Below are 21060 nucleotides of genomic sequence, written 5' to 3' on the forward strand. Positions count from 1 at the left end.
GACTTCCGTACGATTCACCGCGTGAGCGCTGCACCGTCCGGACCCACCGAGCTGCCGTCGCACTTCGTGCCGGCCGACGTCGAGGGTCCGCTCTACGAGCGGTGGGTCGAGCGCGGCTACTTCACCGCCGACCCGTCGAGCGGCAAGCCGCCCTGGTCGCTGGTGATCCCGCCGCCGAATGTCACCGGCAGCCTGCACATCGGGCACGCGCTCGAGCAGTCGATGATGGACGCGCTGAGCCGTCGGGCGCGCATGCAGGGTCACGACGCCCTGTGGCTGCCAGGCATGGATCATGCAAGCATCGCCGTGAACAACCTGGTGGAGCGCTATCTCGCCGAGACCGAGGGCAAGAGCCGCGGCGACTACACGCGCGAGGAGTTCATCGCCAAGGCGTGGGAGTGGAAGAACCGGTACGGCGGGCAGATCCTCGGCCAGATGCGCCGGCTGGGTGACGGCGTGGACTGGTCGCGCGAACGCTTCACCATGGATGACGGCCTCTCCCGCGCTGTGCACACGATCTTCAAGCGGCTCTACGACGACGACCTGATCTACCGCGCCGAACGCATCATCAACTGGTGCCCGCGCGACATGACCGCGCTCTCCGACGCCGAGGTCGACCACGCCGACGAGCCGGGCGAGCTCGTGTCGATCCGCTACGGAGCGGGCGACGACTCGATCGTCGTCGCCACCACCCGCGCCGAGACGATGCTCGGCGACACCGCGGTGGCCGTGCACCCGGACGACGAGCGCTACCAGCACCTGATCGGCAAGGAGGTGGCGCTGCCGCTGACCAACAGGTCGATCCCGATCGTCGCCGACGAGCACGTCGACCCGAGCTTCGGTACCGGGGCGGTCAAGGTGACGCCGGCACACGACCCGAACGACTTCGAGATCGGCCGCCGGCACGACCTGCCGATGCCGACGATCATGGACGAGCGCGGTGTGATCACCGCGCCCGGTCCGTTCGCCGGGCTGGACCGGATGGAGGCGCGCTACACGATCGTCGCGGCCCTGCGCGAGGACGGCCGGATCGTCGCGGAGAAGCGCCCCTACGAGCACGCCGTGGGGCACTGTTCGCGCTGCGACACCGTGATCGAGCCGCGCCTGTCGCTGCAGTGGTTCGTCCGGGTGGCGCCGCTGGCGCACGCCGCTGCGGCTGCGGTGCGCGACGGCAGGGTGACGATCGAGCCGGCGTCGATGCAGGGCCGCTACTTCCAGTGGGTCGACAACCTGCGCGACTGGTGCATCAGCCGCCAGCAGTGGTGGGGGCATCGCATCCCTGTCTGGTACTCCGCCGACGGCGACGACGCGTGCTTCGGCCCGGACGAGACGCCGCCGGCCGGCTGGACCCAGGACGACGACGTGCTGGACACCTGGTTCTCCTCGGCGCTGTGGCCGTTCTCGACCCTCGGCTGGCCGGACGACACCGCCGACCTGCGCACGTACTACCCGACCACCGTGCTCGTCACCGGCTACGACATCCTCTTCTTCTGGGTCGTGCGGATGATGCTCTTCGGCCTGTACGCGATGGACGGCGAGGTGCCGTTCAAGACGGTGCTGCTGCACGGGCTCGTCCGCGACGCGAGCGGCAAGAAGATGAGCAAGTCGCGCGGCAACGTCGTCGACCCGCTGGTGTGGATCGACAGCTACGGCGCAGATGCGGTGCGGCTGTCGCTGCTGCAGGGCGCCAACCCCGGCGCGGATCAGGCGATCAACGAGGAATGGGTCAAGGGCGCACGCAACTTCGGCACGAAGCTGTGGAACGCCACGCGTTTCGCGCAGCTGTCCGGCGCCACCACCGACGGCGAGCTGCCGGCCGACCCCGGCGTCGTGGACCGCTGGATCCTCGCGCGGCTGCAGAGCGTCGTGACGCAGGTGGACGAGCTGTACGAGCGGTTCGAGTTCGCGAAGATCGCCGACCTGCTCTACCACTTCGCGTGGGACGAGGTGTGCGACTGGTACATCGAGCTCGCGAAGCACTCGCTGGCCGGCGAGCGGCGCGGGGAGACGCAGCGGGTGCTCGGCGAGGTGCTCGACACGCTGCTGCGGCTGCTGCACCCGATGATCCCGTTCGTCACCGAGGCGCTGTGGACCGCGCTGACCGGCGGCGAATCGCTGGTCGTCACCACCTGGCCGCAGGCCGACACCAAGCGCGCGGATCCCGACGCGATCGAGTACGTGACAACACTGCAGACCGTCGTCGACGAGGGCCGTCGGTTCCGCTCCGACCAGCGCATCAAGCCGGCGCAACGCATCCCGGCCACCGTCGACGGGCCGGTCAACGAGGACCACGTCCGCTCGTTGCTGCGTCTGGACGAGCCGGCCGACGGCTTCACGTCCACCGCGTCGCTCGACGTCGCCGGCGGCATCGCGCTGCGCTTCGACCTCTCCGGGGTCATCGACGTCGCGGCCGAGCAGGCGCGGCTGACCAAGGACCGCGCGGCGGCGGAAAAGGAGCGCGCCGCCAACGCGGCCAAGCTCGGCAACGAGGCATTCGTCGGCAAGGCGCCGGACGCCGTGGTGGCCAAGGTGCGCGAACGTCTTGCCGCCGCCGAGGCCGACCTTGCGCGCATCGACGCCGCGCTGGACGGATTGGGTGGTGCATCGTGAGCGACGAACTGCGCGCCGTGGAGAAGGCGATCTTCGGCCGGCGCAACGAAGGGCACGTCAATCCGAGCAACGAGCGGATGCAGGCGCTCGTCGACGTGCTCGGCGATCCGCAGCGCGCCTACCGGTCGATCCATCTCACCGGCACCAACGGCAAGACCAGCACTGCGCGGATGATCGACGAGCTGCTGCGTGGATTCGGGCTGCGCACCGGTCGCTACACGAGCCCGCACCTGGCGAGCGTCACCGAGCGCATCGTCATCGACGGCGAGCCGGTCAGCGACGAGACGTTCGTCGCGGGTTACCAGGAGATCGAGCCGTACGTCGCGATGCTCGACGCGCGCAACGAGATCCCGCTGTCGTTCTTCGAGATCGTCACCGCGCTGGCGTTCTCGTTGTTCGCCGACGCGCCGGTCGAGGTCGCCGTCGTGGAGGTGGGGCTGGGCGGCTCGTGGGACAACACGAACGTCATCGACGCCGAGGTGGCGGTGGTGACGCCGATCGGCCTGGACCACACGCAGTACCTCGGCGACACCGTCACCAGCATCGCGCAGGAGAAGGCGGGCATCATCAAGCCCGGCGCCGTCGCGATCCTGGCCGCGCAGCCCGAGGACGCCGCGATCGAGCTGCTGCGCCGGGCCAACGACGTCGACGCCTCGGTCGCGCGGGAGAACCTCGAGTTCGGCGTCCGGGACCGGCGTCTCGCCGTCGGCGGGCAGATGTTGACGCTGCAGGGCCTGGGCGGGCTGTACGAGGACGTCTTCCTGCCTCTGCACGGCGCGCACCAGGCGCAGAACGCCGCGCTCGCGCTGGCGGCGGTCGAGGCGTTCTTCGGCGCCGGCGCGGCGTCCGGCCCGCTGAACATCGACACCGTGCGTGAGGCGTTCGCCGCGGTGCAGTCGCCCGGGCGCCTCGAGCCGGTTCGTTCGGCACCGACCATCCTGCTCGACGCCGCGCACAACCCGGCGGGAATGCGCGCGACGCTGGCCGCGGTGGCCGAGGAGTTCCGCTTCCGCCGATTGATCGCCGTCTTCGGCGCGATGGCTGACAAGGACGTCGACGGCATGCTCGAGCTGCTCGAGCCCGCGGTCGACGAGATCGTGGTGACCCAGACCGGCGCGGAGCGCGGCATGGACGTCGACGAGCTGGCCGCTGCGGCTGTGGCGCTGTTCGGTAGCGACCGGGTCAGTGTCGAGCCGCGGCTCGACGACGCGATCGAGGCCGCGGTGTCGCTCGCCGAGGGGGCGGGCGACGACTCGGTCGACAGCGGGCGGGGCGGCAGCGGGGTGCTCGTCACCGGTTCGGTCGTCACCGCCGGCGAGGCGCGCACACTGCTGAGCCGACCCTCGCCGCCGGCGTGAGCGAGCCGGAGCAGTCGGACGACCCGCCGCAGCCGACCCCGGAGCAGTACGCCGCGCGCGCCCGTCGCGCGAACAAGGCGACCCGCGGCGCGCTCGCCGGGGTGCTCGGCCTCGAGGCGGTGATCACGTTGCTCATCCCGCGGGCGATCGCGCTCACGTCCGGACTCGGCGGCGTGCGGACGTCCATCTGCATCGGGCTCGCGGTCGTGCTCGTGCTGGCGGCCGGTCTGGTGCGCCGGCCGTGGGGGATCGGCCTCGGGTCGGTGCTGCAGCTGGCCTTCCTCGCGACCGGGTTCTTCGTCGGCTCGCTGTTCCTCATCGGCGCCCTGTTCATCGCGATCTGGCTGCGCATCCTGCTGCTGCGCCACGAGGTCGTCGGCAGCCCCGGCGGGTTCCGCATGCTCGCCGGCTGATCTACGGCCGCTGGCGCTTCCGCTCCATTCCCGTGATCAACAGCAGGAATTGGTCGCTCTGGCGACCAATTCCTGCTGTTGATCACCGGGATGACGGGGGTGATCACCCGCGAGCCAACCTTGGCAGCACCCCCACGGTTGATCACCGGGATGGGGGCGGTGACCACCCGCGTGGCCAACCTTGGCACCGCGCCGACAAACTGCTATCAATTGGATATCACTTTATTCGGCATGGAGGTGCACGATGACATCGGCGCAGCAGCAGGGTGAGGTACCGGCGGACGGCGAGTCCGCCGCAGGTGCGCCGCGGGCCACTCCGGTCGGGCACCAGGGCGCGCGCGTGGAGATCGAGGAGCGCGGCGCGAGCTCGACGAATGGCTGGCTGGGCGTCGTGGTCATCGTCATCTGCATCGGGGCGGCGATCGGCATCGGCGTCGGCGCGCCGAAGGCGGTCAAGGGCATCCTGGTGCTGCCGATCCTCATCGGCGTGATCGTGCTCGCCTCACTCGTCGTGGTGCCGCCGGGGCAGGCGCGGGTCGTGCAGTTCTTCGGCCGCTACGTGGGCACTGTGCGCAAGCCGGGACTGTCGTGGATCACGCCGCTCACCTCACGGCGCAACCTCAGTGTGCGGGTGCGCAACTTCGAGACCAACCAACTGAAGGTCAACGACGCAGACGGCAATCCGGTGGAGATCGCCGCGATCGTCGTATGGCAGGTCGCCGACACCGCCCGCGCCATCTACGCCGTCGACGATTACCTCAACTTCGTCCGGGTGCAGGCCGAGTCCGCGCTGCGTCACGTGGCCGTCTCGCATCCCTACGACGACGCCAACGACGCGAGCACGTCGCTGCGCGGGTCCACGGACATCGTGGCCGGCGAGCTGGCGACCGAGGTCGCGCAGCGGGTGCTCGTCGCGGGCGTGGAGATCGTCGAGGTGCGCATCAGTCACCTGGCCTACGCGTCGGAGATCGCCCAGGCGATGCTGCGCCGGCAGCAGGCCAACGCCGTGGTGGCCGCCCGCTCGCGCATCGTCGAGGGCGCCGTCGGCATGGTGGAGTTGGCGCTGGAACGGCTCAGCGAGCGCGAGATCGTCGAACTCGACGAGGAGCGCAAGGCGGCGATGGTCAGCAACCTGATGGTGGTGCTGTGCGGGGATCAGCCGGCCTCGCCGATCGTCAACGCGGGCTCGCTCTACCAGTGACGGCGCCCGCTGATGGCTGAGCGCAAGCAGGTCCTGCTGCGCGTCGACCCGAAGGTGCACGACGCGCTCGCCCGCTGGGCGGCCGACGAGTTCCGCAGCGTCAACGCGCACTTGGAGATGTTGCTGCGACGTGCACTGGCCGACGCCGGGCGGCTGCCGAGCTCGGCGGGCGAGCTGCCGCGGCGCGGCCGTCCGCCCCGCGACGACTGAGCACGTCAGGGCAGCTTGACGACCTGCTCGCCGGTGTAGCGGGAGAGGTAGGCCTGCGCGAAGGTCTTCGGACTGAAGCAGAAGACCTCGATCGCGACGTCGCCCTTCACCGCGTACGCGCGCGAGGCGATGTTGCCGTACTTATCGATCTTGGTCGCGTAGAACTCCGTGACGTCGCCCTGGATCGCCGGCCGGGTCGAGCGCAGATCCGGCTCGCCCGTGGTCGCGGTGATCACGCCGCTGTGCCGCGCGATCGCGCCCGCCGCCGAGGTGAACTGCAACAGCACGACGTCGAGCTGGAGCTGGTCGCTGATCCACAGGTTGTGCGCGATGCCGGTGATGCCGTACGTGTGCAGCCGGCTGACCTCGCCGGTGACCTGGCCGGCGTCGTAGAACTGCGCGACGAACTGCTGCACCGTCGGGGCCGTCGTCCTGGCCCACGCGCTCGTGCCGCGCACGCTGCCGGCCGGCGCCGGCACGAGGTAGCTCGGCAGCGCTGCGCCCGCGGCCGAGGGCGACACCGAGCTGGGGAAGCCGGTCGGCGAGCTGCTCGGGTTGCCCGGGGCGCCCGACGTGCCCTGTCGGCCGACTGTCCCGGAGCCCCTGACGGTGTCCGCGCATCCGGCGAGCACGGTCGCTGCGCAGGTCAGCGCAAGGGCGGCCGACACGAACCGTCGTGATCCACGCATGTACGCCCTCCTCGGCTGGGCCGCAGCCTACGGCGACGGTGCACTCACGCGCATCGCTAGGCTGCCGGCGTGAGTGAACCTGATGTCGAGACCACCCTCGTCCTGGTCAAACCGGACGGTGTCGAGCGCGGCCTGACCGGCGCGGTGATCGGTCGCATCGAGGCCAAGGGGTATCGGCTCGTCGCGCTCGAGCTGCGCACAGCCACCCCCCAGTTGCTCGGCGAGCACTACGCCGAGCACAAGGGCAAGCCGTTCTATGAGCCGCTGGTCGAGTTCATGCTGTCCGGGCCGGTGGCCGCGATGGTCGTCTCGGGCCAGCGGGTCATCGAAGGGTTCCGCGCGCTCGCGGGCGCCACCGACCCGACAACGGCAGCACCGGGCACGATCCGCGGCGACCTCGGCCGCGACTGGGGCGAGAAGGTGCAGCGCAACCTCGTGCACGGCTCCGACTCGCCGGAATCGGCGGCGCGCGAGATCGCGCTGTGGTTCCCGGGCCGCGCCTGAGCTGATCCGCGGGGTTGCCCGACGGATCGGCGGCGGCGTGAGAGAAGTCGTCACATCCGTAACACGGGCACCGCGCGTCGCAGCGCGGTTCGGCCCCTGCACGCCCATACGATCGCCCCAGGCCAATTCTGCGATCTTCGCGTCGCATCCGTGTCGAAGGGGTACGTCGTGACGTTCACGCCGCTAGCGCGCCGCGCGCTGGCCTCGCGCGTCACGCAGCGCGGCGGTGATCTGCTCGGCGGTGATCTCGCGATCGACCTCGGCACGGCGAACACGCTCGTCTATGCGCGCGGGCGCGGCATCCTGCTCAACGAGCCGTCGGTGGTCGCGGTCGACACGTCGACGAGCTCGGTGGTCGCGGTCGGTGCGGAGGCCAAGCGCATGATCGGCCGCACCCCGGACCACATCAAGGCGGTCCGCCCGTTGCAGGACGGCGTCATCGCCGACTACGACATCACCTCGGAGATGCTGCGCTACTTCGTGCGCAAGGTGCTGCGCCGCCGCGGCGCGTTCACCGGTCCGCGCATCGTGGTGTGCGTGCCGTCGGGCATCACCGGCGTGGAGCAGCGGGCCGTCAGCGAGGCTGCGTATGCGGCCGGCGCGCGCAAGGTGCACACCATCTCCGAGCCGATGGCCGCGGCGATCGGCGCCGGGCTGCCGGTCAACCAGCCGTCCGGATCGATGGTCGTCGACATCGGCGGCGGCACGACCGAGGTCGCCATCCTTGCGCTCGGCGGCGTCGTGGCCGCCACCAGCCTGCGCGTCGCGGGGGACGCGCTGGACACCGCGATCGTCGACTACGTGCGCGCGGAGTTCGCGCTGCTCGTGGGGGAGCGGACCGCCGAGGAGCTCAAGATCTCCGTCGGTTCCGCGTTCCCGGTCGCCGGGCCGAAGAACGCCGAGATCCGTGGGCGCGACGTCGGCACCGGCCTGCCGCGCAACGTCACCATCGCCGGCGACGAGCTGCGCAAGGCCATGGACCCGCCGGTGGTCCGCATCGTCGCGGCGGTGCGCGCCACCCTCGACCGCTGTCCGCCCGAGCTCGCCGGCGACCTCGTCACCCACGGCATCGTGCTCACCGGCGGGGGCGCGTTGCTGCGTGGCCTGGACGCCCGGCTGCAGCACGAGCTCGGCGTACCCGTCCAGGTCGCCGACCGGCCGCTCGACTCCGTCGTGCTCGGCACCGCCACGGTCGTCGAGCACTTCGAGCAACTGCAGAAGGTCGTCGTCGACGGCCATCGACGCTAGCGACGCGCGGTGCGGCGGCTCACCCGGCGACAGCGGCTCTCGGCGATCGTGCTCGTCGTCGTGGCCCTGTGCTTCATCACCCTCGACCTCGGCGGCGGGTCGCTGGCCAATGCGCACTCCGGCGTCCGCGGTGGGCTCGGCTCGCTGTACCGGGGCACCGACTCCGTCCTCGGACCGGTCCGCCGCTGGGTGCAGGGCGTGCCCTCCGCGGGCACCAACGAGGGACGCATCGACGCGCTGCGCAAGCGCAACGCCGAGCTGCACGGCGAGATCGCCCGGCTGCGGTCCGACGCACGCACCTCGGGGCAACTGACCTCGCTGCAACGCAGCGCCGACGCCACCGGCGCACGGCTGCTGCCCGCACGGGTGACCGCCTACGGCCCGGGATCGGGCTTCGACTGGACGGTCACCCTCGACGCCGGTGCCAACAGCGGCGTGCGCGTGGGGCAGACCGTCACCGACGGCGCCGGCCTGGTCGGGCGGGTGCTGCACGCCGACGCCGACTCCAGCGTCGTGCTGCTCGCCGCCGACCCGGGCTCCGGCGTCGGCGTCCGCGACACCCGCACCGGCGAGATCGGCGTCGTCACCGGCCAGGGCGCGGACGGCTTCTCCTTCGCGCCGATCAAGCCGACCGCCACGGTGCGCGCCGGCGACACGCTGCAGACCGGCCCCACCGGCGCGTCCACCTACGTGGCCGGCCTGCCGGTCGGCACCGTGACCTCGGTGCGCAGATCCGCGGACGGCACCGTGCGCGCGCACGTGCGCCCGGTCGCTTCGCCGACGGCGGTGGATGTCGTCGGTGTCGTGCTCAGTGCACCGCGCTCGCTCGCCGGGCGCGCGGCGTTGACTCCCTCGGGGCGTCCGCGGTGAGGCGCGCCCGGGTCGCGCTCGCCGCGGCGGCCGTCCTCACCGCCGCGCTGCTGCAGGCCACCGTGGTCGGGCCGGCGACCGTGAGCTGGTCGGTCAACCTGTCCGTCGTGCTCGTCGCCGCCGTCGCACTGGTCGACGGCCCGGCCACCGGCATGTCGTTCGGCTTCACCGCCGGGTTGTTCGCCGACCTCGGCTCGCACCATCCGGCCGGCGTGCTCGCCCTGTGCTGGCTCGGTGTCGGGTTGTTGTGCGGGCGGATCAGCGACCGGCGCACCGTGCGCCGGGACGCGTGCGTCATCGGCGTGGTCGGCGCGCTGGCCGCCGCGGCCACGACGGTGCTGCTCGCGCTGCTGCACGACGGCGGATCGGTGACCGCCGCGATCACCGGGCTGCTGCCCGCGGCAATCGGTGACGCCGCGCTCGCGCTGCTCGTCGTCCCGCTCGTGCGTCGGGCACTGCGCGCCGAGTCGCTGCGTGCGGCCCACCCCGTCTACACCGACCTGGCCGGCGATTTCGCACGGCGCGAGACGGCCGGCTTCGGAGCACGCCGTGGCTGACCCGTCGCGCGGCGAGTACCCGCGCATCGCCCCGCGTCGCGAGCGGCGCCGGCCGCCGACGCCGCGTCGGCTCGGCATCGTCGTCACGCTCGTGTGCTCGTTGATGCTGACGCTGTTCGCACGGCTCTACTACGTGCAGCTGCTCGACCCGCACAAGCCGGTGCAGACGGCGCACGCGCTGCACAACGGCGACATCGTCGTGCCCGCGCCGCGCGGACTGATCGTCGACGCACAGGGCCGGCCGCTCGTCGCCAACACCTCCGAACGCGTCGTCACGGTGTCCGGCGACGCGTTGCGCACCCGATTGGACAAGGGCGACTCGGTGCTGGCAGCGCTGGCGAAGCTGCTCGACCGCAGCGCAGCCGGCCTGCGCAAGCAGATCACGCCGTGCTCGGCCAAGGTGCCGGCGCCGTGCTGGACCGGCGAGCCGTACGCACCGGTGCCGGTGGCCACCAAGGTGTCGATGAAGGTCGTGCTGGCCATCGACGAGCGCCGCGAGGACTTCCCCGGCGTGCAGGTGCAGACCGTCACCGAGCCGACGTACCCGAACGGCGATCTCGCCGCGCAGCTGCTCGGCTACACCGGCCAGGTCACCGCGGACGACACCAAGGCCAACCACGATCTGAACGACGCGGACACCATCGGCGCGAGCGGGCTCGAGGAGCAGTACGACGCCGTGCTGCGCGGCGTGGACGGCAAGCAGGTCGTCTCGCTCAGTCCGCAGGGCTACAGCGTCGGCGACGGCGGTCAGGTGGCGCCGCAACAGGGCGACACGCTCGTCACCAGCCTTGACCTGCGCGTGCAGAAGCTCGCCGAGCAGTCGCTGGCCCAGCAGATCCACGACTCGCGCAAGGCGGGCAAGCCGGCCACCGGCGGCGCCGTCGTCGTCATGGATCCGCAGACCGGCCGGGTGGTCGCGGCGGCCAGCTATCCGACCTACAACCCGGGACTGTTCACCGGCGGTATCTCGCAGGCCGATTACCAGAAGATCACCGACCCGTCCGCCGGCACGCCGCTGCTCAGCCGCGCCGTCAACGGCGCCTACGCGCCCGGGTCGACGTTCAAACTGATCACCTCGTCGTCGCTGGTGACGCACCACGAGATCAACACACACACCCAGTACCCGTGTCCCGGTTCGCTGTCCATCGACGGTCGGGTCAAGACGAACTACGACTCCGAGGTCCTCGGCCCGATCAATCTGGAGAACGCGCTCGGCTACTCGTGCGACACGTTCTTCTACGCACCAGCGGCACGCGAGTACTACGCCGATCAGAAGCGCATCGCGGCCCACGACAAGCCGACCGAGTACCTGCAGCAGATGGCCGGCGCGTTCGGCGTGGGCCGCGAGCCCGGCATCGACCTACCCTCCGGCGAGCAGGCGACCGGCAGCTACGCCGACCGGGAGACCCGGCTCGCCCGGTGGAAGGCGAACCGCGCGACGTACTGCGCCGAGGCACGCGGCGGCTACAAGAACATCAGCAACGCCGCGGACCGCGCCTACCTCACGCTGCTCGCGTCCCAGAACTGCACGGACGGCTGGCGCTACCGCGCCGGTGACAACGCGGACATGTCGATCGGCCAGGGCGAGACGACGATGTCGCCGCTGCAGCTCGCCGTCGCCTACTCGGCACTGGTCAACGGCGGCCGCGTCTGGGACCCCACCCTCGGGTGGGGGGTCGTCGATGCGCACGGCAAGCTCGTCAGGACGATCACGCCGAAGGTGCACAACACGGTGCCGGTCAGCGCGAAGCTGTTCGACTACATCACCAAGTCACTGTCGTTCCGCCGCGGCTGGGCGGTGTCCGGTGCCTTCGCCTACATGAAGTCGGCCTACCGCAACGAGATTGGCGGCAAGACCGGCACCGCCGAGGTGTACGGCAAGCAGGACACCTCGTGGCTCGCCACGTGGGGCCCGACGTACAAGCAGGCCGGCCACACCCGCGCCAAGCTCGTCATGGTGGGCATGGTCGAGCAGGCGGGCACCGGCGCCCTCGCGGCCGGCCCGATGCTCAAGCGCATCTGGGACGGCATCCTCGCGCCGAAGGGCCCGTCCGTACTGCCCGACGCGCGGCCAGAAGCTGCGCTGCCGAGGGTCGCGCCGCAGGTGACGGTGAGCGGCCGGTGACCCTGCTCGCCCGCGATCCCCGCGCACCGTTCACGCTGACCCCGCCGGTGCTGCCTCTCGAGCGGCGTACCCGTGGCTACGACATCCCGCTCGCGATCACCGCACTGACGCTCTCGCTGATCGGCGCGGTGCTGGTGTGGGCCGCGACCCGCGACACGCAGATCGCGCAGCATGCGAACCCGCAGGGCTTCCTGTACCGGCATCTGATCAACATCGCGATCGGCGGCGTACTCGCGATCGTCGCCGCGCGGCTCGATGCGCGGGTGCTGCGGCTGTTCGGGCCCGTCGTGTACCTGGCCAGCTTGTTCGGGCTGGTGCTTGTGCTCGTCGCCGGGACGACCGTCAACGGCGCGAAGGCGTGGATCCGCATCGGCGCCGGGGTCGAGCTGCAGCCGGCGGAGTTCATGAAGCTCGGGCTCGTCGTCGGCATGGCGGTGCTGTTCACCCGGCACGAACGCGAGGAGGGTACGCAGCCGCGCGGGCGCGAGGTGCTGCAGGCGATCGCGCTGATCGCGGTGCCGCTCGGGCTGATCATGCTGCAGCCCGACCTGGGGTCGGCGATGGTGCTCGGCTGCGCCGCCTACGGTGTGCTGATCGCGGCCGGCGTGCGCGCCCGCTGGACGATCGGGCTGATCGCCCTCGGCGTGCTCGTCGCCGTTATCGCGATCAAGGGCGGCATCCTGCACGGCTACCAGCTCGACCGGTTCCGGTCGTTCACCCAGCCGAACCGCGACGTCCAGGGCACCGGGTACAACATCACCCAGGCGCACATCGCCATCGCCAACGGCGGGCTGTTCGGCCGCGGCCTGTTCGCCGGCCCTCAGACCGACGGCGGTTACGTACCGGAGCAGCAGACCGACTTCATCTTCTCCGCTGCGGGCGAGGAGTTCGGGCTGGTCGGCGGCGCGGTGATCATCGCGCTGTTCGCGTTCCTGTGCTGGCGCGGGCTGCGCATCGCGCGTGCGGCCGACGACGCCGGCAAGCTCGTCGCGGTCGGCATCGTCTGCTGGTTCGCCTTCCAGGCGTTCCAGAACATCGGCATGTGCATCGGGCTGACGCCGGTCACCGGCGTACCGCTGCCGTTCGTCAGCTACGGCGGCTCCTCGATGTTCGCCGGCGGCCTCGCGATCGGCTTGCTCGAGGCCGTGCACCGCCGCTGCCCGGCGTAGCCGCGTCAGCCGCGCAGTGCGTCGCGGGCCGTGACGAACTCGTCGTAGCGCGTGCGGAAGTACTCGGTCATCTCCGGGTTGGGCTCGTGCGTGATGCCCGGCCGCACGACCTGCGCCACCGCGGCATCGACGTCGGCGAACTTGCCTGCGTCCGCCGCGCCCACCAGCACCGCACCGCGTGCGCCGACCTCGTCGACGTCGGGACGTACGACGCGTGCCCCGGTGGCGTCGCTGATCGCCTGGCACCACAGCTCGCTGCGCGACCCACCGCCGGACAGCGCCAGCGACTGCGGCATGCCCGCCGCCTGCAGGCAGTCCAGCACAGCCATCGTCAGCCCTTCGAGCGCACCGCGCGCGACGTCCGCGGGCCGGTGCCCGAGCTCCAGGGCAGTGATCGTTCCGCGCACGTCGGCGTCGAGGAACGGGTTGCGTTCGCCGGCCGGCGACAGGTACGGCAGGACCAGCGGTGGCCGTGGATGCGTCGACTGCGCGGCGTGCCGCACGACCGTCGCGGCGTCGGCCAGCCCGAGCAGTGACGCGCACCAGTCGAGCACTTCGGTGCCGCACATCGTCGGGTACGCCAGCAGCCATCGTTCGTCGGCCACACCCGGCAACGTGATGCCGTTGGCCGGCCGGTCGAGGTACGGCTGGTCCTGCACGGTGCCCACGCACAGCGTGGTGCCAAGCACCGCAAAGGACTCGCCCGTGCCGACGACGCCGGTGCCGACCGCGGTCGCGGCCACGTCGTAGGGCGCCAGGGCCACGGGCGTGCCCGCGCGCAGCCCGCAGCGCTGCGCGGCGTCCGCGGTCAGCGCTGCGATGCGGTCCGCGCCGCGCACGGCGTCGGGCAGCAACCGGCGCAGCTCGGCGATGCCGTAGAGCTCGAGCAGGTCGGCGCGATAGCCGCGCTCGCGCGCGCCGAAGAAGGGGTTGGCGGCGTCGGTCTCCTCGAGCACGCGACGTCCGGTCAGGTTGGCGAAGACCCAGCTGCCGCAGCTGAGCAGGGTCGCGGCGGCGTCCAGTGCCTGCGGCCGCTCCGCCGCGAGCCACCGCAGCTGCGCGTTCGCGGTGCCCGGTGCCGCGGCACAGCCGGAGATGCGGAACGCGGCGTCGGCGCTGCCGTCGCGTTGCCACTCGTCGACGATGCCACCGGCGCGCGCGTCGTTCCACAGGATCGCGTTGCCGACGGGCTGCAGGTCGTCGTCGACGAGCCAGCAGCCGTCGCCCTGCGCGGTGACCGCCACCAGATCGATCGGATCGGGCGAGCGCTGCGCCACCGTGCGCACGACGTCCGCGGCCGCCGACCACACCTCGGGCATGTGTTGTTCCCGGCCGCCGCCGGGCACCGACACCACCTTGGTCGCTTCGCCCTCGCCGTCGGCCGATGCCCAGTCGGCGTCGAAGCGCACCGCCTTGACCCGCGACGTGCCGACGTCGAGGCCGATGACGCTCACAGTCTCGCCGTCCGGTGCTCCCGCCAGCCCGGATTGGCGCAGTTGGTGATCTCGCCGGTCTCCAGGAAGTGCGCCACCTCGTCGGCGACGCGCTTCGCGGATTCACTCGCGACCTGCTTCGACGCGCCGGCCAGGTGCGGTGTGGCGATGACGTCGGGCCGGCGCAGCAGCGGGTCGTCCGCGCGGGGCGGCTCCGGGTCGAACACGTCGAGGGCAGCACCGGCGAGCCGGCCGGACTCCAGCGCCCCGAGCAGGGCTCCCTGGTCGACGAGCTCGCCGCGTGCGGTGTTCACGAAGTAGGCCCCCGGCTTCATCGCCGCGAACACCGCGGCGTCGACCATGTGCCGGGTGTCGTCGGTCAGCCGGGCGTGCACGCTGACGATGTCGCTGGCGGCGAGCAGGTCGGCGAGCTCCACCGCCTCGACGCCGGTGTCGGCGAGCGCGGCGGCGTCGGCGAACGGGTCGTGCGCGAGCACCCGCGCACCGAAGCCGCGCAGCAGTTGCGCCACGCGCCGGCCCACGGCGCCGAACCCGATCAATCCGACCGTCGCCGCGCGCAGCTCGGGGCCGGTGAGGTCGTTGCGGAAGTACCGCGCGTCCCACGTGCCGTCGGCCAGCGCGCGCGATGCGCGGCCGATGCTGCGCGGCAGCGCGATCATCACGCCGACGGTGAACTCCGCGACGGCGCCGAGATTGCGTCCGGGCAGGTAGATCACCGGCACGCCCGCCTCGGTGGCCGCGGCGAGGTCGGCGTTCACCGGACCGCCGCGGGTGACGCCGACGGCGGCCAGTGACGGTGCGGCGGTCAGCACCCGGGCGGTGACCGGCGCGAGATGCGTCAGCAGCACCTGATCCTCGGTGCCGTCGGCGAGCGCGTCGGCGAGCGCGTCGGCGTCACCGGACGCCTCACGCACCCCGTCAACGGTGCCGAACGGTTCGTCGGGCCACGTGCTGTCGAGCTCGACGGTCTCGACATCTGCGCCGATCGCGTCGCGGGCGGCGGCCGCGAGCGCCGCGGCCCGGATGAACCGGTCCCCGGCGCACACGACACGCACGCCCACGCTCACGCCGCCCCGTGCGCGGTGCGCGACTTGCGGGCCAGCGAGTCGACGATCACCGCGATAGCCAGCACTGCGCCGGTGATCATGTAGCGCAATGACGACGACAGGTCCAGCAGCGTGAGGCCGTTGGAGATCGACTGAATCACCAGCACGCCGAGCAGCGCCGAGTACGCGCTGCCCCGGCCACCGAACAGGCTGGTGCCGCCGATGACGGCGGCCGCGATCGCGTTCAGGTTCACGTCGCCGGTGCCCGCCTGCTGACTCGACGAGCCCAACCGCGCTGCGGCGAACAGACCGCCGAGCGCGGCGAAGAACGAACACAGCACGAACGCGGTCAGGTAGATGCGCTTGACGTTGATGCCGGCGCGCCGCGCGGCCTCGCGGTTGCCGCCGACGGCCGCCATCGAGCGACCCCACTTGGTGCGGGTCAGCGCGTAGTTCATGACGGCCACCAGCAGGGCGAACACGCCGAACAGCCACGGGACGCCGTAGGAGGTGTTCAGGTAGGCGACCGCGGCCTCGAGGACGATCAGCAGCGCGACGGCGCGCGTCAGGATCAACGCCGTGGACCGTGCGGAGAGCCCCGCCGCGCGCCGCCGGGCGGCGGTCCGCAAACCGGACAGCACCAGCGCGGCCGACGGCAGCGCTGCGATCACGTACGCCGCGCCGGCCGGCATGTAGTCGTTCTGCCCGAAGTTCACCAGGGTGGATCCGTAGGGCAGGTTGATCGAGCCGTTCTTGCCGAGCAGGTTGAGCTGCAGGCCGAGGAACGCGAGCAGTCCGGCCAGCGTGGCCACGAAGCTCGGCATGCCGAAGCGGTTGTAGAGCACCGCGTACACCGCGCCGATCACCACACCGGCCACCGCGGCGACGACGACGGCGACGATCCACGGCCAGCCCTCGTTGATCCACAGCACGCCGAGCAGCGCGGACGACAACCCGCTGACCGAACCCACCGACAGGTCGATCTCGCCGAGCATCAGGACGCACACGATGCCCAGCGCGATGGTGCCGACGGCGCAGCTGTCGAACAGCAGGTTGTCGAGGTTGTCGGCCTGCAGGAAGACGCTGTTGAGGATCTCGAAGACGACGCAGATGATCACCAGCCCGACGACGACGGGAAGTGCCCCCAGGTCACCGGCGCGCACCCGACGGCCGAAGGCGCGTACTGCGCCGCCGACGCCCGCCTGTGCGTCGAGCCGCTCGTCGCTGCGGTCGAGCAGCCCGGGGGAGCGCTGGGGTTCGGTCGCGGTTGCGCTGGTCATGACACGTCCTCGCTGCGCGGTGTCGCCGCGTCGTCGACGGTGGTGGGTCGGGACTCGTCCGGTGCGTGATCCGCCGCTGCCGCGGCGCGGCGGGCCGAGCGCCGGCTGACGGAGTTGTCGCTGGCGCCGGTGATGGCGCCGACCAGGTCCTGGTTGCTCGCGTCGGGGCCGAACACGCCGTTGTTGCGGCCGAGCCGGAGCACGACGATGCGGTCGGCCACCGCGCGCACGTCCTCCATGTTGTGGCTGATCATCACCACGCCGAGGCCGCGTTCGCGCACCCGCTCGATCAGGTCGAGCACCTCCGCGGTCTGGGCGACGCCGAGCGCGGCCGTCGGCTCGTCCAGCATGATGATCTTCGGATCGAGGATCAGCGACCGCGCGATGGCCACCGTCTGCCGCTGGCCGCCGGACAGTGACGCGATCGGCGTGCGGACGCTGGGGATGCGGGCGGACAGCTCCTGCAGCAGCTTCCACGAGCGGGTCTCCATCTCGACCTCGTCGAGGTGTGACGGCGACACCTCCTGCCCGAGGAACAGGTTCGCGACGACGTCGAGGTTCTCGCACAACGCGAGGTCCTGGAAGACCGTCGCGATGCCGAGGCGCAGCGCGGCGCTCGGGTCGGCGACGGTCACCGGCCGGCCCTGCCAGCTGATCTGCCCCTCCGTCGGGGCGTGGACGCCCGCCAGGATCTTCACGAGCGTCGACTTGCCGGCCCCGTTGTCGCCGACCAGCGCGACGACCTCGCCCTCGTGCACGTCGAGCTCGATGTCGGTCAGTGCGGACACCGCGCCGAAGCGCTTGGACACGCCGCGCAGGCTGAGCACGACCGTCCCCGTGGGGGCGACCGGCTCCTCCTCGGTCATGGTGGCCGTCATGTGATGCCGAGCTTCGAGCAACCGGTCGCGTAGCGGCCGCCGCACAACTGGGCCGCGGTCGCGATCGGTTTGCCGCCCACCGACTTGTCCACGACGTCCTGCTTCAGGTTCTGCGCGGTGACGAGCGTCGGCGTGAACAGCTGCGCCGGCGAGCCGAACAGCGTGGCAGTGGCCTTCGGTTTCTTGTTGTTCAGCAACCCCCAGACGACCTTCGCCGCAGCGCCGGCGACGATCTCGCTGGGCTTGGAGATGGTGTTGTACTGGTCGCCCGCGATGATGAGCTGCAGGCCGGCCGTGGTGGCGTCGTTGCCGGTCACCGGCGGGATCGGGGTCAGGCCGCCCGCCTTGAATGCGGAGATGGTGCCCCCACCGGTGCCGTCGTTGGCCGCGACGACGCCGAGGATCTGCTTGTGGAAGCGCGACACCTGGCCGCTGACCCACTGCTGGGCCTTCGACGGGTCCCAGTCGGGGGTGTCGTACTCGGCGAGCGTCTTGTACCCGCCGCCGGCGAGGCCTTCGTGGATGCCCTTCTTGATCAGGCCGGCCGCCGCGTCGGTGGGTGAGCCGTTCACCTCGAGCAGGCCGCCCGAGCTCGGCGAGACGTTGGCGCTCTTCAGGTGTTGCACCAGCGACGAGGCGATCGCCTTGCCGATGGCCTCGTTGTTGAACGAGACGTAGTAGTCGAGCTTCGCCTTCGGGATGGGCCGGTCGTAGGCGATCACCTTGACGCCCTTGGCCTTGGCCTGGTTGACCAGCGACACGGCGCCGGTCGAGTCCACCGGGTCGATGACGATGGCCTTGACACCTTGCGAGAGCACCGACTGGAACTGTTGCTGCTGCTTCGTCGCGTCCGCGTCGGCGTTCTGGTAGAGCACCTGGCACTTCGCGCACAGTGTCTTCATCTCGGCGACGAAGCCGGGCTTGTCGTGCTGTTCGTACCGCGTCGACGCCTCGTCGGGCATCAGGAACGCGACCTTCGCGGTCTTCGCGTCGCCGCTGCTCGTCGTGCCTTTCGACTTGGTCGAGCAACCCGCGGCGACGACGCTGAAACACGCCAGCGTCGCCGCAGCGACGCGGATCGTGGTTGATCTCATTCGGTGCTCCTTCTTGGACGGGGTATCCGGTGTCGGGTTCGTGCAGATCGGTCAGGGGCCGGGTCGGCCGTTGAGGCGCAGCAAGGAGGCGGGTCCGCTGCCGGCCGGCACGACCAGCTCGGTGATCGCCGCGTTCTCGAGTTGCGGGAACAGCACGCGATAGCGGGTGACGGGCAGCTCGAGCAGCGCGCACATGGCGATGCGCAACAACGTGTTGTGCGCGACGACGAGCACCTTGCCGCCGAGGTGCTCGCGGGCGATGGTGCGCAGCGCGTGCGCCGCGCGCTCGGCCGCGACGTCGAAGGACTCTGCACCGGGGAACGGGTGCGCCACCGGGTCGGCGCGGAAGCGGCGCACCATGTCGGCGTCCAGATCGCGCAGCTCGTCGATCGTGCGCCCCTCGGCGACGCCGAAGTCGACCTCGCGCAGCGCGTCGACGACCTTCAGTGTCTTGCCGAGGACGGTCGCCGACGGCCGCGCGGTCTCGACCGCACGACGGACTGGAGAGGTGACGACCGCGTCGAAGTGCTGCGTAGCGACCCACTGCGCGAGGTCGGTCGCCTGCTGGACGCCTTCGTCGGTGAGGTCGACGTCGCTGGCGTGGCCCGCGTAGCGGTTGTCGGCGTGCCACACCGTCTGGCCGTGACGCACCAGCGTGAGGTGTGTCCGCGTCGCGGCGTCGTCGTTACCGGGCAGGTCGCCGAGCCCCTCGACGTCCTCGCGCACGCCACTCATGAATGCACCGCCGCGGTGTCCGTGGCGTGCTGCGCGACGGACGCGTCGAGCCAGCCGCGATCGGTGAGTTCACCGACGAGGTCGAGGTAGCCGGCCGTCAGCGCCGCGTGCCGTTCGGCGTCCGGCTCCAGCCGGCCGGTGTAGGCGATCATCCGTCCCGCCGTCGCGGTCAGCTCGCCCGGTTCGGCCGCGGCCAGCACGGCCATGCCGGTCGCCGCCTGTGCGGACGCCGGCAGGACACACGCCCGGCCGAGCACGTCGGCGCGCAACTGGTTCCACCAGTCGTTGCGCGTCGCGCCGCCGGTCAGGGCCACGGCGCCGCTCACGTCCGCGCCGAGGCCGGCGAGCACGTCGTAGGCGAGCCGCTCCACGTAGGCGACGGCCTGGCACAGCGAGCCGAAGCGCGCGGCATCGTCGGTCGCCCCGGAGCTGACGAAGCCGACCGCGTCTGCGGCGACGAACGGGAACCGCTCGCCCCGTCCGGTCAGCGGGTAGGTCACGCCGGGCACCGGCACGAGCGAAGCAGCGCGCCGGGTGAGGGCATCGAGGTCGGCCGGCGACGCGTGGTCGAACGTCGTCGCGATCACTCGGGCACCGCTGCTGGACGCGCCGCCCGGCAGCCAGCCACCGTCCGGGTGCCGGTGGCAGTAGACGGCACCGGAGGGGTCGCGCAGCAGTTCGGCGGTGGAGCCCTTGACGACCAGCGTGGTGCCGAGCGCGCTGCTCCAGTTACCCGTCGCCAACGCGCCGGACGCGATCTGCGCTGCACAGCCGTCGGTCATCCCGGCACGCACGAGCGCGCCGGCCGGCAGACCGGTCTCGCGTGCGGCTGCCCCATCGACGTGCCCGAGCTCGCCGGCCGGCAGCACGACGTTCGGCAGTGCGGTGACCGGCACGCCGAGCTCGGCGAACAGGTCAGCCGGCCACCGGACGCTGCGCAGGTCGACTCCGGACTTGAGTGCGTTGGACGTGTCGGTGGCCACCGGCTCACCGCACAACCGGCGCACGAGATGGTCCGACTGGTGCGCGATGCGCCCGCCGGCCGGCAGCGCATCCGCCGCGAGCAACCACATGATCTTCGGTAACGCCCAGGTCGGCTGCATCGAGTAGCCGAGGTCGTGCCACAGGCCGGCGCCGAGTCGCTGCGCCCGGGTCGCCTGCTCCGCAGCGCGCGCGTCGTCATACATCAGGGCGGGCCCGGTGGGCGCGCCGTGGGCGTCCTCGACGAGCACGGTGCCCGAGGTCGCGTCCAGCGCGATCGCGCGGATCTCGTCGGCCGCAACACCGTGCTGGGCCGCCTGCTCGACGGATGCGGTCGTGGCCACGCACAGCGCAGCCCACCAGTCGTCGGGATCCTGCTCGTGCCGGCCGTGCCCGCGATTGTCCGAGTGCATCGTGGCCGCGCCGGACCCCAGCAGCGAACCGTCCGCGGCCAGGATCGCAGCACGCACGCCTTGCGTGCCGACGTCGATCCCGCAGAACGCCACGATGGTCCGCCCTCATCCGCTGCTATCACCGGTTGGGTTATATCTAACAATGAAAGCGTTAGGACACAAGAGGCAATTACGGCAGGGGCGAACACATCCCTGCGTGCTCAGGGATTCACGGCATCAGCCGGA

The 21060-nt window shown here is 71.4% G+C and carries 20 protein-coding genes; 12 read left to right on the plus strand and 8 right to left on the minus strand.

All coding sequences use genetic code 11. The features are described 5' to 3' along the window. Positions 1–21: 21 nt before the first annotated feature. The 6 genes from ACFFCN_RS08855 to ACFFCN_RS08880 all read left to right on the plus strand — a co-directional run bounded on the left by ACFFCN_RS08855 (position 22) and on the right by ACFFCN_RS08880 (position 5792). The gene (locus tag ACFFCN_RS08855; RefSeq protein ID WP_375490781.1) at positions 22–2610 is read left to right on the plus strand and encodes a valine--tRNA ligase; all 2589 of its coding nucleotides are present in this window, start codon (positions 22–24) and stop codon (positions 2608–2610) included. Beyond that, on the plus strand, positions 2592–3968 hold the full coding sequence (locus ACFFCN_RS08860) for a bifunctional folylpolyglutamate synthase/dihydrofolate synthase (RefSeq protein WP_375490826.1): 1377 nt from the start codon (positions 2592–2594) through the stop codon (positions 3966–3968). The genes ACFFCN_RS08855 and ACFFCN_RS08860 overlap by 19 nt, the downstream gene beginning before the upstream one ends. Then, positions 3965–4381, plus strand: a complete 417-nt coding sequence (locus tag ACFFCN_RS08865; RefSeq protein ID WP_375490782.1) for a DUF4233 domain-containing protein — start codon at positions 3965–3967, stop codon at positions 4379–4381. The genes ACFFCN_RS08860 and ACFFCN_RS08865 overlap by 4 nt, the downstream gene beginning before the upstream one ends. 99 nt (positions 4382–4480) lie before the next feature. After that, positions 4481–4651, plus strand: a complete 171-nt coding sequence (locus ACFFCN_RS08870) for a hypothetical protein (RefSeq protein WP_375490783.1) — start codon at positions 4481–4483, stop codon at positions 4649–4651. Continuing rightward, positions 4626–5582 (plus strand): SPFH domain-containing protein, encoded by a 957-nt coding sequence (locus tag ACFFCN_RS08875; protein WP_375490784.1) that lies wholly within the window; start codon positions 4626–4628, stop codon positions 5580–5582. The genes ACFFCN_RS08870 and ACFFCN_RS08875 overlap by 26 nt, the downstream gene beginning before the upstream one ends. Positions 5583–5594: 12 nt before the next feature. Beyond that, positions 5595–5792, plus strand: coding sequence for a hypothetical protein (locus ACFFCN_RS08880; RefSeq protein WP_375490786.1), 198 nt, complete (start codon positions 5595–5597; stop codon positions 5790–5792). 5 nt (positions 5793–5797) lie between these two features. On the opposite strand, the gene ACFFCN_RS08885 is transcribed toward ACFFCN_RS08880, so the two are convergent. After that, positions 5798–6481 (minus strand): hypothetical protein, encoded by a 684-nt coding sequence (locus ACFFCN_RS08885; RefSeq protein ID WP_375490788.1) that lies wholly within the window; start codon positions 6479–6481, stop codon positions 5798–5800. Positions 6482–6550: 69 nt separating this feature from the next. Between ACFFCN_RS08885 and ndk the strand changes: the two genes are divergently transcribed. The 6 genes from ndk to rodA all read left to right on the plus strand — a co-directional run bounded on the left by ndk (position 6551) and on the right by rodA (position 12954). After that, complete coding sequence (gene ndk, locus ACFFCN_RS08890) at positions 6551–6985, plus strand: nucleoside-diphosphate kinase (RefSeq protein ID WP_375490790.1); 435 nt, start codon at positions 6551–6553, stop codon at positions 6983–6985. A 231-nt stretch (positions 6986–7216) separates the two neighbouring features. Beyond that, entirely contained in the window at positions 7217–8233 is a 1017-nt protein-coding gene (locus ACFFCN_RS08895; protein ID WP_375490828.1) for a rod shape-determining protein, read from the plus strand. Between the two features lie 9 nt (positions 8234–8242). Next, a complete protein-coding gene (gene mreC, locus ACFFCN_RS08900; protein ID WP_375490792.1) occupies positions 8243–9103 on the plus strand; it encodes a rod shape-determining protein MreC in 861 nt (286 codons plus the stop codon). After that, positions 9100–9660 (plus strand): hypothetical protein, encoded by a 561-nt coding sequence (locus ACFFCN_RS08905; protein ID WP_375490794.1) that lies wholly within the window; start codon positions 9100–9102, stop codon positions 9658–9660. Before mreC ends, ACFFCN_RS08905 begins: the two co-directional genes overlap by 4 nt. Next, on the plus strand, positions 9653–11785 hold the full coding sequence (locus ACFFCN_RS08910) for a penicillin-binding transpeptidase domain-containing protein (RefSeq protein WP_375490796.1): 2133 nt from the start codon (positions 9653–9655) through the stop codon (positions 11783–11785). The genes ACFFCN_RS08905 and ACFFCN_RS08910 overlap by 8 nt, the downstream gene beginning before the upstream one ends. Then, positions 11782–12954 (plus strand): rod shape-determining protein RodA, encoded by a 1173-nt coding sequence (gene rodA / locus ACFFCN_RS08915; protein ID WP_375490798.1) that lies wholly within the window; start codon positions 11782–11784, stop codon positions 12952–12954. The genes ACFFCN_RS08910 and rodA overlap by 4 nt, the downstream gene beginning before the upstream one ends. A gap of 5 nt (positions 12955–12959) precedes the next feature. Here the strand turns inward: rodA and ACFFCN_RS08920 are convergent, their stop codons facing one another. From ACFFCN_RS08920 to ACFFCN_RS08950, 7 genes are read right to left on the minus strand one after another with little or no spacing between them, the layout of a single operon-like run. Continuing rightward, positions 12960–14408, minus strand: coding sequence for an FGGY family carbohydrate kinase (locus tag ACFFCN_RS08920; RefSeq protein ID WP_375490800.1), 1449 nt, complete (start codon positions 14406–14408; stop codon positions 12960–12962). Then, positions 14405–15463: a 2-hydroxyacid dehydrogenase gene (locus ACFFCN_RS08925; protein WP_375490830.1), complete on the minus strand. Its 1059-nt coding sequence runs from the start codon at positions 15461–15463 to the stop codon at positions 14405–14407. The genes ACFFCN_RS08920 and ACFFCN_RS08925 overlap by 4 nt, the downstream gene beginning before the upstream one ends. A gap of 8 nt (positions 15464–15471) precedes the next feature. After that, positions 15472–16734, minus strand: a complete 1263-nt coding sequence (locus ACFFCN_RS08930) for a sugar ABC transporter permease (RefSeq protein WP_375490802.1) — start codon at positions 16732–16734, stop codon at positions 15472–15474. Then, complete coding sequence (locus tag ACFFCN_RS08935) at positions 16731–17612, minus strand: ATP-binding cassette domain-containing protein (protein WP_375490804.1); 882 nt, start codon at positions 17610–17612, stop codon at positions 16731–16733. Before ACFFCN_RS08935 ends, ACFFCN_RS08930 begins: the two co-directional genes overlap by 4 nt. After that, positions 17609–18706: a sugar ABC transporter substrate-binding protein gene (locus ACFFCN_RS08940; protein ID WP_375490806.1), complete on the minus strand. Its 1098-nt coding sequence runs from the start codon at positions 18704–18706 to the stop codon at positions 17609–17611. Before ACFFCN_RS08940 ends, ACFFCN_RS08935 begins: the two co-directional genes overlap by 4 nt. A gap of 51 nt (positions 18707–18757) precedes the next feature. Further along, positions 18758–19441, minus strand: a complete 684-nt coding sequence (locus ACFFCN_RS08945; RefSeq protein WP_375490808.1) for a histidine phosphatase family protein — start codon at positions 19439–19441, stop codon at positions 18758–18760. Continuing rightward, the gene (locus ACFFCN_RS08950) at positions 19438–20928 is read right to left on the minus strand and encodes an FGGY-family carbohydrate kinase (protein ID WP_375490810.1); all 1491 of its coding nucleotides are present in this window, start codon (positions 20926–20928) and stop codon (positions 19438–19440) included. The genes ACFFCN_RS08945 and ACFFCN_RS08950 overlap by 4 nt, the downstream gene beginning before the upstream one ends. Positions 20929–21060: the final 132 nt, after the last annotated feature.

Origin of the sequence: uncultured Jatrophihabitans sp. (genome assembly GCF_964246335.1) — a bacterium.
GTDB lineage: Bacteria > Actinomycetota > Actinomycetes > Mycobacteriales > Jatrophihabitantaceae > Jatrophihabitans.